Below are 13053 nucleotides of genomic sequence, written 5' to 3'. Positions count from 1 at the left end.
CGGCTGACAACAGAGAAAGGATCAGGGCAGCCGTAAAGCAGCATTTTTCAATTGCCCTTACCCGGGAGAATTTCTGCGCGCCCCAGTTATATCCCACTGCAGGCTGGAGAGAGTCGCATGTCCCGTACATCAGCGGCTGGATAAATCCCTCGGCGAACATCAGAATGCCATAGACGGACACGGCAGTTTCTCCGCCCAGGCGGACCAGAATGGCATTCATAAGGATTGAGGTGATCCGGCCTGCAATGTTGTTTAAGAAATTAGGACTTCCACAGGCGATGATCTGGCGGATCATCCGGATATGGAAGCGGGGAACGCAGAACCGGAGCAGCGCTTTTCTCCGGAAAAAGGGAATGAAGGCGATTCCTGCGCAGACAGCCATTCCGGTGCAGGTGGCCAGCGCGGCTGCCCAGATCCCCCAGTGGAAAACGCAAAGGAACAGAAATTCCAGCGCGGTGCTTAAGACGGACATCAGGATGTTCAGCCACATACTTCCCCGGATGTATCCGCAGATCCGCAGAAAATTGTCCACTGCGAAAATAATGGTGGTCACCGGGGAGGTGAGCGCATAGACGCGCAGATATTGCACCGCAAATTTTGCAAAATCTCCCTCTGCACCCATCAGGCGGATCAGCAGCGGGGCCAGGAGGAAAAGAGCGGCCCCGATCACGATGCCGGAGCCGACGATCATCAGGCAGGCGCAGGTAAAGATATTGTTGGCATGATCATTTTGTTTTTTCCCAAGTGAGATGGAGATAGGAACAGAAGCGCCGACGCCGATCAGGTCGGCCAGCGCGAAATTGATGATCACAAAGGGCATGGCAAGGTTCAGAGCCGCAAATGCGGTGGGCCCGAGAAACTGACCGACGAAAATGCCGTCTATCGTCTGATATAATGCAGAAGCCAGCATGCTGACCGCTCCGGGCAGGGAAGCAAGAAAAAACAGCTTCAGGGGCGGTGTTTTGGAAAACAGCGCTGTGGAACTCATAACCTTTCTTTTGTCCTTTCTTTTCATATAGTAAAGAGCTCGCTATTCGTCCGAAAACGGACGAATTTTATTATAAGGAAAAGGATGGACTCTGTCAAGTTTATGCTTCTTTAATTTCCCCACACTATAATAAAATAGATCAAGTTATAAAATTAACAGAAAAAGCAAATCTATCTCTTGTCAAATTATTAACGATATGATAGTATTCAAATATGATGAAAATTTTAACAAACACAGAAAGGAACAGGTGAATTATGAGCAGCAAGATTACGATTATCGGCGCAGGAAGTGTAGGAGCGACCATCGCTTACAAGCTTTCAGGAGAGGACATTGCCTCCCAGATTGTTCTCATTGACATCAACAAGGAGAAGGTGGAAGGCGAAGTTATGGATATCAAGCAGGGTACCTGCTTCCGGAACCCGGTATCCATCATCGCAGGCGAGTACGCGGACGCCAAAGATTCCGACATTGTGATCATTACCTCAGGGATCGCCCGCAAGCCCGGACAGACCAGAATTGAACTGACCCAGACCAACGTGAACATCATCAAGGAGATCACGCCCCAGATCGTGAAGGCGGCGCCGAACGCCATCTACATCATCGTCAGCAACCCGGTGGACGTTCTGACCTATGTATTTACCAGGATCTCCGGACTGCCGGAGAATCAGATCATCGGTTCCGGTACTGTGTTGGATACAGCCAGACTGCGGTATGGTCTTTCCGAGCATTTCCACGTGGCGCAGAAAAATATCCATGCCTATGTGTACGGCGAGCACGGGGATTCTTCCTTTGTTCCCTGGTCCAACGCAGATATCGCCAGCGTGGACCTGGACGACTACTATGCGGCCATGGCGGACAAGGTAGGGATCGAGAAGCTGGACAAGGACGCTATGGAAGAGTATGTGCACAAGTCCGGCGGCCAGGTGATCGCCAAGAAGGGAGCCACCTTCTACGCCGTGTCTGTGGCAGTCTGTGAGCTGTGTAATCTGATCCTTGCAGCGTCTGACTCTGTGGCTACCGTGTCCAGTATGATGCACGGCGAGTACGGCATTGAGGACGTATGTTTAAGCACCCTGACCCTGGTAGGACCAAACGGCGTACAGGGCAGGATCCCCATGCACCTGACAGAAGAGGAGGTCGCCAAACTTCAGGCAAGCGCCAAAGTCCTGAAGGATGTGATCGCCCAGATTGATATCTAAGAAGACAAAAGCAAGGAGGAAACGTTATGCGATACAGTTACTATCCCGGCTGTACCCTGAAGAACAAGGCGCAGGCTCTGGACGTCTATGCCAGAGCTTCTGCCAGGGCACTGGGGTTTGAACTGGAAGAGATTGAAGAATGGCAGTGCTGCGGCGGCGTGTACCCGCTGGGAAGCGATGAGATCGCAACCAAGCTTGCGTCCGTGCGGGCCCTGAACGCGGCAAAGGAGAAGGGCCAGGACCTGGTTACCGTCTGTTCCGCCTGTCATCATGTGCTCAAACGGGTCAACGACGATATGAGAAATGTGGAAGAGATCCGGACCAAGGCAAACAACTACATGGATCTTCCCAGGCCTTACGCAGGGGAGACCAGGGTGCTTCATTTCCTGGAAGTGCTGCGGGACCAGATCGGTTTTGATAAAGTGAAAGAAAAGGTAGTCAATCCGCTGGCCGGGAAGAAGATCGGCGCCTACTACGGGTGCCTTCTTCTTCGCCCGGGAAAGATCCTGGCCTTTGATGATCCGGAGAATCCGAAGATCATGGAGGACTTCATCCGGGCTATCGGCGCCCAGCCGGTGATCTATCCTTACCGCAACGAGTGCTGCGGCGGTTACATTTCCTTAAAAGAGCAGGAGATGGCCGGGGAGATGTGCCGCAAGATCGGGGCCAGCGCGGAAGGATTTGGCGCGGATATGCTGATCACCGCCTGTCCCTTATGTATGTATAATCTAAACAAAAACCTGGAGGGCGGCCTGCCGGTTTACTATTTTACCGAGCTTCTGGCAGAAGCTCTGGGTGTGAAAGATGAGGTGAAGGTAAAGTGACAAATGCAAAGAAACAGGCGGATCAGATCCGGGAGATCAGCGGCGTCAATCCCCTGAAATGTATGAAATGCGGCAAATGTTCCGCCACCTGTCCTTCCTACAACGAGATGGACATCAAGCCTCATCAGTTCGTGTCCTATGTGATCAACGAAGATATCGAGTCTCTGGTAAGATCCAGGTCCCTGTGGAAATGCCTGTCCTGCTTTGCCTGCGTACAGCGCTGTCCACGGGATGTGAAGCCGGGGAAACTCATCGACGCGGCGCGGCAGATCGTGGAGCGGCAAAAAGGCGGGGATTATCTGACCCCGGACGAGATCCCGGAGCTTCTGGATCCGGATACTCCGCAGCAGCTTTTGGTAAGTGCGTTCAGAAGATACAGGAGGTGACAACAAGGTGCAAAGGATCGGAGTATTCGTCTGTCACTGCGGTACAAACATCGCCGCAACGGTGGACGTAAAGAAAGTAGTAGAGATGGCCCTGCACGAACCGGGCGTGGTCCATGCGGAGGATTATCAGTATATGTGTTCCGAGGCCGGTCAGGAGAAGATCCTGAAGGCCGTGCAGGAGAAGAACTTAAGCGGCATCGTGGTGTGCTCCTGTTCTCCCCGGATGCACGAGACCACCTTCCGGAACGCGGCCCAGAAGGCGGGATTAAACCCGTACATGGTGGAAATTGCCAACATCCGGGAGCACTGTTCCTGGATCCATAAAGACATGGAGGAGGCTACCGAGAAGGCCGTGATCCTGATGCGTGCGGCTGTGGCCAAGGTAAACTTAAATACACCCCTTCAGCCGGGAGAGAGCCGGGTGACCAAGCGGGCCCTGGTGATCGGCGGCGGCATCGCCGGCATCCAGACGGCGCTGGATATTGCGGACGCCGGGTATCCGGTGGATATCGTGGAGAAGACCCCCAGTATCGGCGGAAGAATGTCCCAGCTTGACAAGACCTTCCCCACCCTGGATTGTTCCGCCTGTATCCTCACCCCGAAGATGGTGGAGGCCAACGCTCATCCCAACATCAACATCTATACATACAGCGAAGTAGAGAAAGTCTCCGGATTTGTGGGAGACTTTACGGTGGATATCCGCAAGAAGGCAAGAAGCGTAGACATGAGCAAATGTACCGGCTGCGGCGTCTGCCAGGAGAAATGTCCCAGCAAGAAAAGCCCCAGTGAATTCAACCGGGGATTAAATAACCGGAGCGCCATTTATACTCCATTTGCCCAGGCTATCCCCAACGTGCCGGTGATCGACCGGGAGGCCTGTATCAAGTTTAAGACCGGAAAATGCGGGATCTGCTCCAAGGTGTGCCAGGCAGGCGCCATCGACTATGAGCAGAAAGACGAGATCATCACTGAGAAATACGGCGCCATCGTGGTGGCTACCGGATTCGACATGATCAAGCTGGACGATTACGACGAGTACGCCTACAGCCAGAGCAAGGATGTGATCACCTCCCTGGAGCTGGAGCGGATCATGAACGCGGCGGGTCCAACCGGAGGCCATCTGGAGCGGCTCTCCGACGGGAAGGCGCCCAAAGAGATCGTGTTCATCCAGTGCGTGGGAAGCCGGTGTGCGGATCACAGAGGAAAGAGCTACTGTTCCAAGATCTGCTGCATGTACACCGCCAAGCACGCCATGCTGATCCGGGATAAGTATCCGGATGTAAATGTAACCGTGTTCTATATCGATGTGCGGACTCCGGGCAAGAACTTCGACGAGTTCTACCGCCGGGCCGTGGAAGAATACGGCGTGAACTATATCAAAGGCCAGGTGGGCAAAGTGATCCCTCAGCCAGACGGCAAGCTTCTGGTGCAGGGAGCGGACCTGCTGGACAACAAGCAGATCTTAAAGGAAGCGGACATGGTAGTCCTGGCGGCGGCCATCGAGCCAAACCCGGATGTGCGCAAGATCGCCACCATGCTCACCGCCAGCATTGATACCAATAATTTCCTGACTGAGGCCCACGCCAAGCTTCGTCCGGTAGAGTCCCCCACAGCGGGAGTCTTTCTCTCCGGCGTGTGCCAGGGGCCCAAAGATATCCCGGAGACGGTATCCCAGGCAGGAGCGGCGGCGGTAAAGGCCATCGGACTTCTGGCCAAGGATAAGCTTCTCACCAACCCCTGTACGGCTCATTCTGACGAACTGCTGTGCAACGGCTGTTCCCAGTGTGCCAACGTGTGTCCCTACGGGGCCATTACCTATGAAGAGAAGGAAGTCAATGACCACGGGATCCGGGAAGTACGGCGCATTGCAGTGGTCAACGAGGCTCTCTGCCAGGGCTGCGGCGCCTGCACAGTCACCTGTCCTTCCGGCGCCATGGACCTGAAGGGATTTTCCAACAGACAGATTCTAGCGGAGGTAGATGCCATATGTCGATAGAAGCAAAAGAAGAATTCAGGCCTAAGATCGTGGCTTTCTGCTGCAACTGGTGCAGCTACGCCGGCGCGGATCTGGCAGGCAGCAGCCGCCTTTCTTACTCCGCGGACGTGAAGATCATCCGGGTACCCTGTTCCTGCCGGGTGAATCCCATGTTTATCCTGCGGGCCTTTGAAAGAGGGGCGGACGGCGTGATCATCTGCGGATGCCATCCCGGCGACTGCCACTATACCTCAGGAAACTACTATGCAAGGCGGAGGATGACCCTTCTTTTCTCCATGCTGGACTTCATCGGCGTGGAGAACGGACGGACCCGGGTAGAGTGGGTATCCGCGGCGGAAGGCGTGAAATTCTCCCAGACCATGCATGAGTTTGTAGACAAGATCACTTCCCTTGGGAAGAATGTAAGATTGGAGGATTTAAGATGCAGGAAATCGTAAAACGGGCGAAAGAACTCCTGGCCGACGGAACCGTGAACCGGGTGCTGGGATGGAAAGCCGGCGACCTGCCTTATAATCCGGAACCGGCTTATTTTGAGAAAGAAGAAGACCTGGAAGAGTTCGTATACAACGGATTCTGCGGGGCGAATTTAAGCAAATATATGATCGAGGCTTCTAAGCTTCCGGGAAAGACTCTGGTGTGCCTGAAACCCTGTGACACCTACAGCTTCCAGCAGCTGATGAAAGAGCACCGGGTAGACCGGGAGAAAGCCTATATCATCGGCGTGGGCTGCAAAGGCAAGCTGGACATTGAGAAGATCCGCAAAATGGGGATCAAAGGGATCAAAAGTATCGCAGGGGCCAACCTTGAGGATGAGGCCGAGACCCTGACTATTGAGACCCTTTACGGAGAGAAGAAAGTTCCCTACAAGGACGCCATGCTGGAGCGGTGCCATGTCTGTAAGGGCAAGGACCACATGATCTTCGACGAGATCATCGGAGAGTCCAAAGAGACCAAAGACGGGGACCGGTTCGCGGAAGTAGAACGGATCGAGGCTATGAGCCCGGAAGAAAAATTCGCCTTTTTCCAGAAGGAACTGAGCAAATGTATCCGCTGCAACGCCTGCCGGAATGTATGTCCGGCCTGCAGCTGCCGCAAATGCGTCTTTGACAGCAACAAATTTGACAGCGCCCAGAAGGCCAACGTGGATTCCTTTGAGGAAAAGATGTTCCACATCATCCGGGCCTTCCATGTGGCGGGACGGTGTACCGACTGCGGCGAGTGCAGCCGGGTATGTCCGCAGGGGATCCCCCTTCATCTTTTCAACCGGAAGTTCATCAAAGACATCGATGAACTGTACGGAGAGTATCAGGCGGGCGCTGACCTTGAGGAGAGAGGCCCCCTGACCAGTTACCAGTTGGACGACGCAGAGCCTGGGATCGTGGCGGAAAGGAGTTAGGGCATGTATAAGATAAAACGAGAAGATCTGCCTGCATTATTCCAGAAGATCGCCGCAGATCAGGAATTATATCTGCCGGTCCGCACTGCAGATCAGACTAATTTCGGCGTGTGGAGGGAAGAGGCAGAGGTGGACCTTGACACTTTGAAGACCGTGAAGTCTCCCAAGGACGTATTCTTTCCCCAGAGTGAGACCCTGTATACCTGTTACCGGGAGGGAAAGAAGTTAAGCGTAGAGCCGGAGACACTGAAAGAACAGGATTTCGTGGTGTTTGGCATGAAAGCCTGTGATATAAAAGGAGTAGAGGTGCTGGATCGGGTATTCCTTTCTGATCCGATCGACACCTTCTACGCTGCAAGAAGAGACCACGGCACCATCGTCGCCCTGGCCTGTCATGAGCCGGAAGAGACCTGCTTCTGCAAGGTGTTCGGCGTAGACGCGGCTCATCCGGCGGCAGACGTGGCAGCCTGGATGGTGGAGGACACCCTGTACTGGAAGCCGGAGACGGAAAAAGGACAGAAGCTGACGGAAAAGCTGGCAGATATCCTTGAAAAAGCAGATGACGCTGGAAGCGAAACGGCAGTGGCAGAAGAAGAGGAGAAGATCCGCGCCATCATCGAGGAACTTCCCTACACCCATCTTTCCCTGGAAGGATGGAACGGGGATGTGCTGATGGAGAAGTTTGAGTCGCCTCTGTGGGAGGAACTCTACAAACCCTGTCTGGCCTGCGGCACCTGTACTTTCGTGTGCCCCACCTGCCAGTGCTACGACATCAAGGACTATGACACCGGACACGGGGTACAGCGCTACCGCTGCTGGGATTCCTGCATGTATTCGGATTTCACCATGATGGCCCACGGCAATAACCGGACCAGCCAGAAGGAGCGGTTCCGCCAGCGGTTCATGCACAAGCTGGTGTATTTCCCGGCCAACAATGACGGGATGTACTCCTGCGTGGGATGCGGCCGGTGCGTGGAGAAATGTCCGGCGTCCCTGAATATCGTGAAGGTGGTAAAAGCATTTCAGGAAAAGGAGGGGGCAAAGGCATGAGCGAATGTACCTGTCATAAGAATTATCAATTAGATACTTTGATCCCGCAGGTGGGAGTGATCACCGACATCCGGGAGGAGACGCCGGATGTGAAGACCTTCCGGGTAAATGCGCCGGAGGGAGGAAAGCTTTTCGAGCATATGCCGGGCCAGTGCGCCATGCTGTGCGCCCCGGGAGTCAGCGAAGGAATGTTTTCCATTACTTCCTCGCCTACCAATCGGGAATATCAGGAATTCAGCATTAAGAAATGCGGCGTTCTCACCGATTATCTCCACAGCCTGGAGGTAGGAGACGAGATCACCGTACGTGGTCCTTATGGAAATCATTTCCCGGTGGAAGATAAGCTTCTGGGGAAGAATCTTCTGTTTATCGCCGGCGGTATCGGCCTTGCGCCCCTTCGGTCCGTGATCAACTACGTGCTGGATAACCGGGAGAAATACGGAACCGTGGATATCGTCTACGGATCCCGCTCCGCAGAAGACCTGGTGCAGTTAAAGGAGATCCAGGAAGTGTGGATGAAGGCGGAGGGCGTAAACGTCCACCTGACCATCGACCGGGAGGAAGAAGGCTGGGACGGTCACGTGGGATTTGTCCCCAACTACGTAAAAGAACTTGGATTTGACGTAGACAAGACCGTGCTGGTGTGCGGACCGCCCATCATGATCAAATTCACCCTGGCAGGCCTGGAAGAACTGGGCTTCTCACGGGAGCAGGTCTACACCACCCTGGAACTTCGGATGAAGTGCGGCGTAGGCAAATGCGGAAGATGTAACATTGGATCAAAATATGTATGCAAAGACGGCCCCGTATTCCGCTGCGACGAGATCGACGAAATGCCAGACGAATACTAGCCCCTGGGATCCGGCTGCGCAGTCAGACGGATCCGGCACTGCAGGATAAACGGGCCAACTTTATAGACATGTGAAACTCAACCGAGATGAAGCGTAAGCGGAATTGAGGTTGGAGAACCAGGAAAGGAACGAACACTCATGGAAAACATGGTAAACGTATATTTTTTCGGAAAGAAATACACGGTTCCCGCTGACCTGACCATTATGACGGCCATGGAATACGCCGGGTATGAACTGAAGCGGGGCTGCGGCTGCCGACATGGATTTTGCGGCGCCTGCGCCACCATTTACCGGATCAAGGGAAAGAATGAGTTAAAGACAGGTCTTGCCTGTCAGACTCAGGTGGAAGAAGGTATGTATGTGGCCAGCATTCCCTATTTTCCTACAGACAAGCGGACTTATGACATTGAAGAGATCAGGCCTGAGCAGCGGATCATGATGGAGCTTTATCCGGAGATCTACAGCTGCATCGGCTGCAACGCCTGTACCAAGGCCTGCACCCAGGACCTGAACGTAATGCAGTACATTGCCTACGCTCAGCGGGGCGAGTTTGAGAAATGCGCGGAGGAATCCTTCGACTGTATCGGCTGCGGCTGCTGTTCCGTGCGCTGTCCGGCAGGGATCTCTCACCCCATGGTAGGAGTTCTTGCCAGAAGGCTTACCGGCAAATACATTGCGCCCAAGGCAGAGCATCTTACGAAACGGGTGGAGGAGATCCATCACGGGGAATATGATCAGCTGATCGAGCAGATCATGGAAAAACCTATCGAAGAAATGCAGGAACTTTATAATAACAGAGAGATTGAGAAATAGGAGGAGGGAAGACCATGTTTACACCGGAAATGATGGAATCCGTGAAGAAAGTCGAGGCTACTCGGGCAGAACGTATGAAGACCGAGCCCAGGCGGATGACCGCGGAGGAAAAAGACACGCTCCTTAAGGAATTCCATCCGGATTACCGCACAGAAGCATTCAAAGAGATCAAGATCGGCCCCAACAAAGGGCAGAAGGCGCCGGAAGAACTGGTGCATCTTCTCCACTCCAACAGCCGTCTGCTGGGCAAAGAGATCGATCTTGACAAGGTGGATTATGATGTGGACGTGCTGGTGATCGGCGGCGGCGGAGCAGGAGCTTCCGCAGCTATTGAGGCAGATGAAGCCGGGGCGGACGTGATGATCGTCACCAAGCTTCGGATCGGCGACGCCAACACCATGATGGCAGAGGGCGGCATCCAGGCGGCGGATAAGGAAAATGATTCTCCGGTCCAGCATTATCTGGACGCTTTTGGCGGCGGTCATTTCGCCGCAAGGCCGGAACTTCTGAAGCGGCTGGTCATGGAGGCGCCGGACGCCATCCAGTGGCTCAATGATCTGGGTGTAATGTTTGATAAAGATGAAAACGGACGGATGATCACCACCCACGGCGGCGGAACTTCCAGAAAGAGAATGCATGCCTGCAAGGACTACTCCGGAGCGGAGATCATGCGGACCCTGCGGGATGAAGTGATCAACCGGCAGATCCCGGTAGTGGAATTTACCGCTGCAGTGGAACTGATCAAGGACGAGAAAGGCCAGGTCGCGGGAGCAGTCCTGCAGAATCTGGAGACCGGCGATTACCTGGTGGCACGGGCCAAAACCGTGATCATCGCCACCGGAGGCGCGGGACGGATGCATTATCAGGGATTCCCCACCTCCAACCATTACGGAGCAACCGCAGACGGCCTGATCCTGGGATACCGGGCGGGGGCGCCCCTTCTTTATCAGGACACCATCCAGTACCATCCCACCGGCGTGGCATTTCCATCCCAGATCTACGGCGCGCTGGTAACAGAGAAGGTGCGTTCCCTGGGAGCACAGCTGATCAACGTGGAGGGCGAGGCTTTCATGCATCCGCTGGAGACACGCGACGTGGCAGCTGCAGGGATCATCCGGGAATGTACGGCAAGAGGAAAAGGTGTGGACACCCCTCTTGGCAGCGGTGTGTGGCTGGATACGCCCATGATCGAGGAACTGGGCGGAGAAGGTACCATTGAGAAGCGGATCCCGGCTATGCTGCGGATGTATCTTCGCTATGACATTGATATGCGTAAAGTCCCGATCCTGGTTTACCCCACCCTTCATTATCAGAACGGCGGGCTGGAGATCGGCGGCGACGGATTTACCAAAGTGATGGATAATCTTCTGGTGGCCGGAGAGGCGGTAGGCGGAATCCATGGAAGAAACCGTCTTATGGGAAATTCTCTTCTGGACATCATTGTATTTGGCCGCAATGCGGGGAAAGCCGCGGCGGCGAAGGCGAAGCAGGTGGAGATCGGGACTATGAACCTGGATCATCTGCAGGCTTACGCGGAGGAGCTGAAAGAGGCAGGACTGGAGACCGGCGATGTATCGCCGCTTCTGCTTCCCCAATATGCGAGACACGAGAGATAACAGGCTGTAAAAAGAGAAGGGAAGGGATGAAACAGTGGGAATTGTGACCTGGTTTCAGGAGAGTGTATTGGGAAATACACTGATGATCGTATTTTTGGTGGCCGTTATCGGCTACCTGGTAGGAAGTATCAAGATCCGGGGAGTAGAGCTGGGAACAGCCGGAGTCCTTCTGGTGGCTCTGGTATTCGGGCATTTTGGATTTGAAGTGCCGGATCTGGTAAGAGAACTGGGACTGATCTGTTTCGTGACTTCCGTGGGATTTATCGCAGGCCCCAAGTTTTTCCGAAATTTTAAGATCAACGCCAGATCCTATATCCTGCTGGGTGCTATTATCATTATCATCGGCGCCCTGACGACGATCGGGATCATTGAGATCGCCGGCGTACCTTCCGATGTCAGCGTGGGAATGATGGCAGGGGCGCTTACCAGCACGCCGGGACTGGCGGCAGCCATTGATGCTACCGGATCCGTCCATGCCTCTGTAGGGTACGGCATCGCCTATCCCTTTGGTGTGGTGGGCGTGGTGCTGTTCGTGCAGCTGGTGCCCAAGTTTCTGAAGACTGATATGGCGGCGGAGCGGGCCCGGTTTGAGGCGGCCCAGAACGTGGGGGACGAGGAGTTCCGCAAGACGAAGAAGGAAGAATTGTTCTATGCGGACAGCATGGGCTTTTTCCCCTTCGCCCTGGCCATCGTGCTGGGGATCATCCTGGCCAAGATCGTGATCCCCCTTCCCGGAGGAGCAGAATTTTCCCTGGGAACCTCCGGCGGGCCGCTGATCGCAGGATTGATCCTGGGACATTTCGGGAAGATCGGAAGGCTGAGCATGAAGGTGGAGAAGCATGTGCTGGAGTGCCTGCGGGAGTTCGGCCTGGCCCTCTTCCTCATTGGAGCCGGTGTGGAGGCCGGTGCGGGATTTGTGGAGATCCTCCGGGAAGAGGGACTGGTGCTCTTCATTTACGGAGCGCTGATCACCCTGATCCCCATGCTTGTAGGATATTTTTTCGCCGCGAAGGTGCTGAAGCTGAGCCTCTTCAACAGCCTGGGCTCCATCTGCGGCGGTATGACCAGTACCCCGGCTCTGGGAACCCTGATCCGGGTGACCGAGACCGACGATGTGGCAAGCGCCTATGCGGCCACCTATCCGGTTGCTCTGGTATTCGTGGTGCTGGGCTGCCAGTTTATTGGGATCTTTCTGTAGATTCTATAGACTTTAGGGGTATGACTGGGTTATGATAAAAAAAGAGTGTTGAAAGGAGTGGTATTCATGCGTGAAATCAACGTAAGCGTCCTGACAGATGTGATCGAGCGGCTTTGTATCGAAGCCAACAATCATCTTCCCCAGGATGTAAAGTGCGCCATCCAGGGCTGCCGTGCTTGTGAGGACGGAGAGATCGCCCGGGGCGTGCTGGATAATATTATTGAAAATTTTGAGATCGCGGACAAGGAAAATGTGCCCATTTGCCAGGATACCGGGATGGCCTGTGTCTTCCTGGAGATCGGACAGGACGTTCACCTGACAGGAGGAGATCTTGCCGAGGCGGTGGATGAAGGCGTGCGCCGCGGTTACACCAACGGATATCTCCGGAAATCCGTGGTAAAGGATCCGGTGCGCCGGGGCAATACCGGGGATAATACACCGGCTATGCTTTACACGGAGATCGTGCCCGGCGAGCAGATCAAAGTCACGGTAGGACCCAAGGGATTTGGAAGCGAAAATATGAGCCAGATCCGGATGTTCAAGCCTTCCGCGGGACTGCAGGGGATCAAGGATTTCATCCTGGAGGCGGTGGAGACCGCAGGCCCCAACCCCTGTCCGCCTATGGTAGTAGGCGTGGGTATTGGCGGCACCTTTGATAAATGCGCCCTGCTGGCGAAAAAAGCGCTGATGCGCCCCCTGGATTCCTCCAATCCGGATCCCTTCTATGCAGATCTGG

General features: G+C 54.5%; 13 protein-coding genes. 12 read left to right on the top strand and 1 reads right to left on the bottom strand.

What is annotated here, in order from left to right; genetic code table 11:
• The coding region (locus ACML7B_RS10085; protein WP_418541070.1) for an MATE family efflux transporter at positions 1–988 on the bottom strand (988 nt) is incomplete at its 3' end.
• Positions 989–1242: 254 nt separating this feature from the next.
• Between ACML7B_RS10085 and ACML7B_RS10080 the strand changes: the two genes are divergently transcribed.
• The 12 genes from ACML7B_RS10080 to ACML7B_RS10025 form a co-directional block, all read left to right on the top strand.
• Positions 1243–2187, top strand: coding sequence for an L-lactate dehydrogenase (locus tag ACML7B_RS10080; protein WP_418541069.1), 945 nt, complete (start codon positions 1243–1245; stop codon positions 2185–2187).
• Positions 2188–2213: 26 nt separating this feature from the next.
• Positions 2214–3011 carry a CoB--CoM heterodisulfide reductase iron-sulfur subunit B family protein gene (locus ACML7B_RS10075; RefSeq protein ID WP_418541068.1) on the top strand — a complete coding sequence of 266 codons (798 nt, stop codon included), beginning with the start codon at positions 2214–2216 and terminating at the stop codon, positions 3009–3011.
• Positions 3008–3397: a 4Fe-4S dicluster domain-containing protein gene (locus ACML7B_RS10070; RefSeq protein WP_418541067.1), complete on the top strand. Its 390-nt coding sequence runs from the start codon at positions 3008–3010 to the stop codon at positions 3395–3397. The genes ACML7B_RS10075 and ACML7B_RS10070 overlap by 4 nt, the downstream gene beginning before the upstream one ends.
• Positions 3398–3404: 7 nt before the next feature.
• Entirely contained in the window at positions 3405–5393 is a 1989-nt protein-coding gene (locus ACML7B_RS10065; RefSeq protein ID WP_346708000.1) for a CoB--CoM heterodisulfide reductase iron-sulfur subunit A family protein, read from the top strand.
• Positions 5384–5830 carry a hydrogenase iron-sulfur subunit gene (locus ACML7B_RS10060; RefSeq protein ID WP_106790169.1) on the top strand — a complete coding sequence of 149 codons (447 nt, stop codon included), beginning with the start codon at positions 5384–5386 and terminating at the stop codon, positions 5828–5830. The genes ACML7B_RS10065 and ACML7B_RS10060 overlap by 10 nt, the downstream gene beginning before the upstream one ends.
• Positions 5815–6789, top strand: a complete 975-nt coding sequence (locus ACML7B_RS10055) for a 4Fe-4S dicluster domain-containing protein (protein ID WP_418541066.1) — start codon at positions 5815–5817, stop codon at positions 6787–6789. Before ACML7B_RS10060 ends, ACML7B_RS10055 begins: the two co-directional genes overlap by 16 nt.
• A 3-nt stretch (positions 6790–6792) precedes the next feature.
• Complete coding sequence (locus tag ACML7B_RS10050) at positions 6793–7839, top strand: 4Fe-4S dicluster domain-containing protein (RefSeq protein ID WP_418541065.1); 1047 nt, start codon at positions 6793–6795, stop codon at positions 7837–7839.
• Positions 7836–8690, top strand: coding sequence for an FAD/NAD(P)-binding protein (locus tag ACML7B_RS10045; protein ID WP_204908709.1), 855 nt, complete (start codon positions 7836–7838; stop codon positions 8688–8690). Before ACML7B_RS10050 ends, ACML7B_RS10045 begins: the two co-directional genes overlap by 4 nt.
• A 138-nt stretch (positions 8691–8828) precedes the next feature.
• On the top strand, positions 8829–9503 hold the full coding sequence (locus ACML7B_RS10040) for a 2Fe-2S iron-sulfur cluster-binding protein (protein WP_346708003.1): 675 nt from the start codon (positions 8829–8831) through the stop codon (positions 9501–9503).
• A 14-nt stretch (positions 9504–9517) separates the two neighbouring features.
• Positions 9518–11119: an FAD-dependent oxidoreductase gene (locus ACML7B_RS10035; RefSeq protein ID WP_418541064.1), complete on the top strand. Its 1602-nt coding sequence runs from the start codon at positions 9518–9520 to the stop codon at positions 11117–11119.
• A gap of 67 nt (positions 11120–11186) precedes the next feature.
• On the top strand, positions 11187–12317 hold the full coding sequence (locus ACML7B_RS10030; protein ID WP_346708005.1) for a permease: 1131 nt from the start codon (positions 11187–11189) through the stop codon (positions 12315–12317).
• 66 nt (positions 12318–12383) lie between these two features.
• On the top strand, positions 12384–13053 hold a 670-nt coding region (locus tag ACML7B_RS10025), incomplete at its 3' end, for a fumarate hydratase (protein ID WP_418541063.1).

It is taken from the genome of Massilistercora timonensis, assembly GCF_048354975.1.
Lineage (GTDB): Bacteria > Bacillota > Clostridia > Lachnospirales > Lachnospiraceae > Massilistercora > Massilistercora timonensis.
This window is presented reverse-complemented; position numbering and strand designations above follow the sequence as displayed.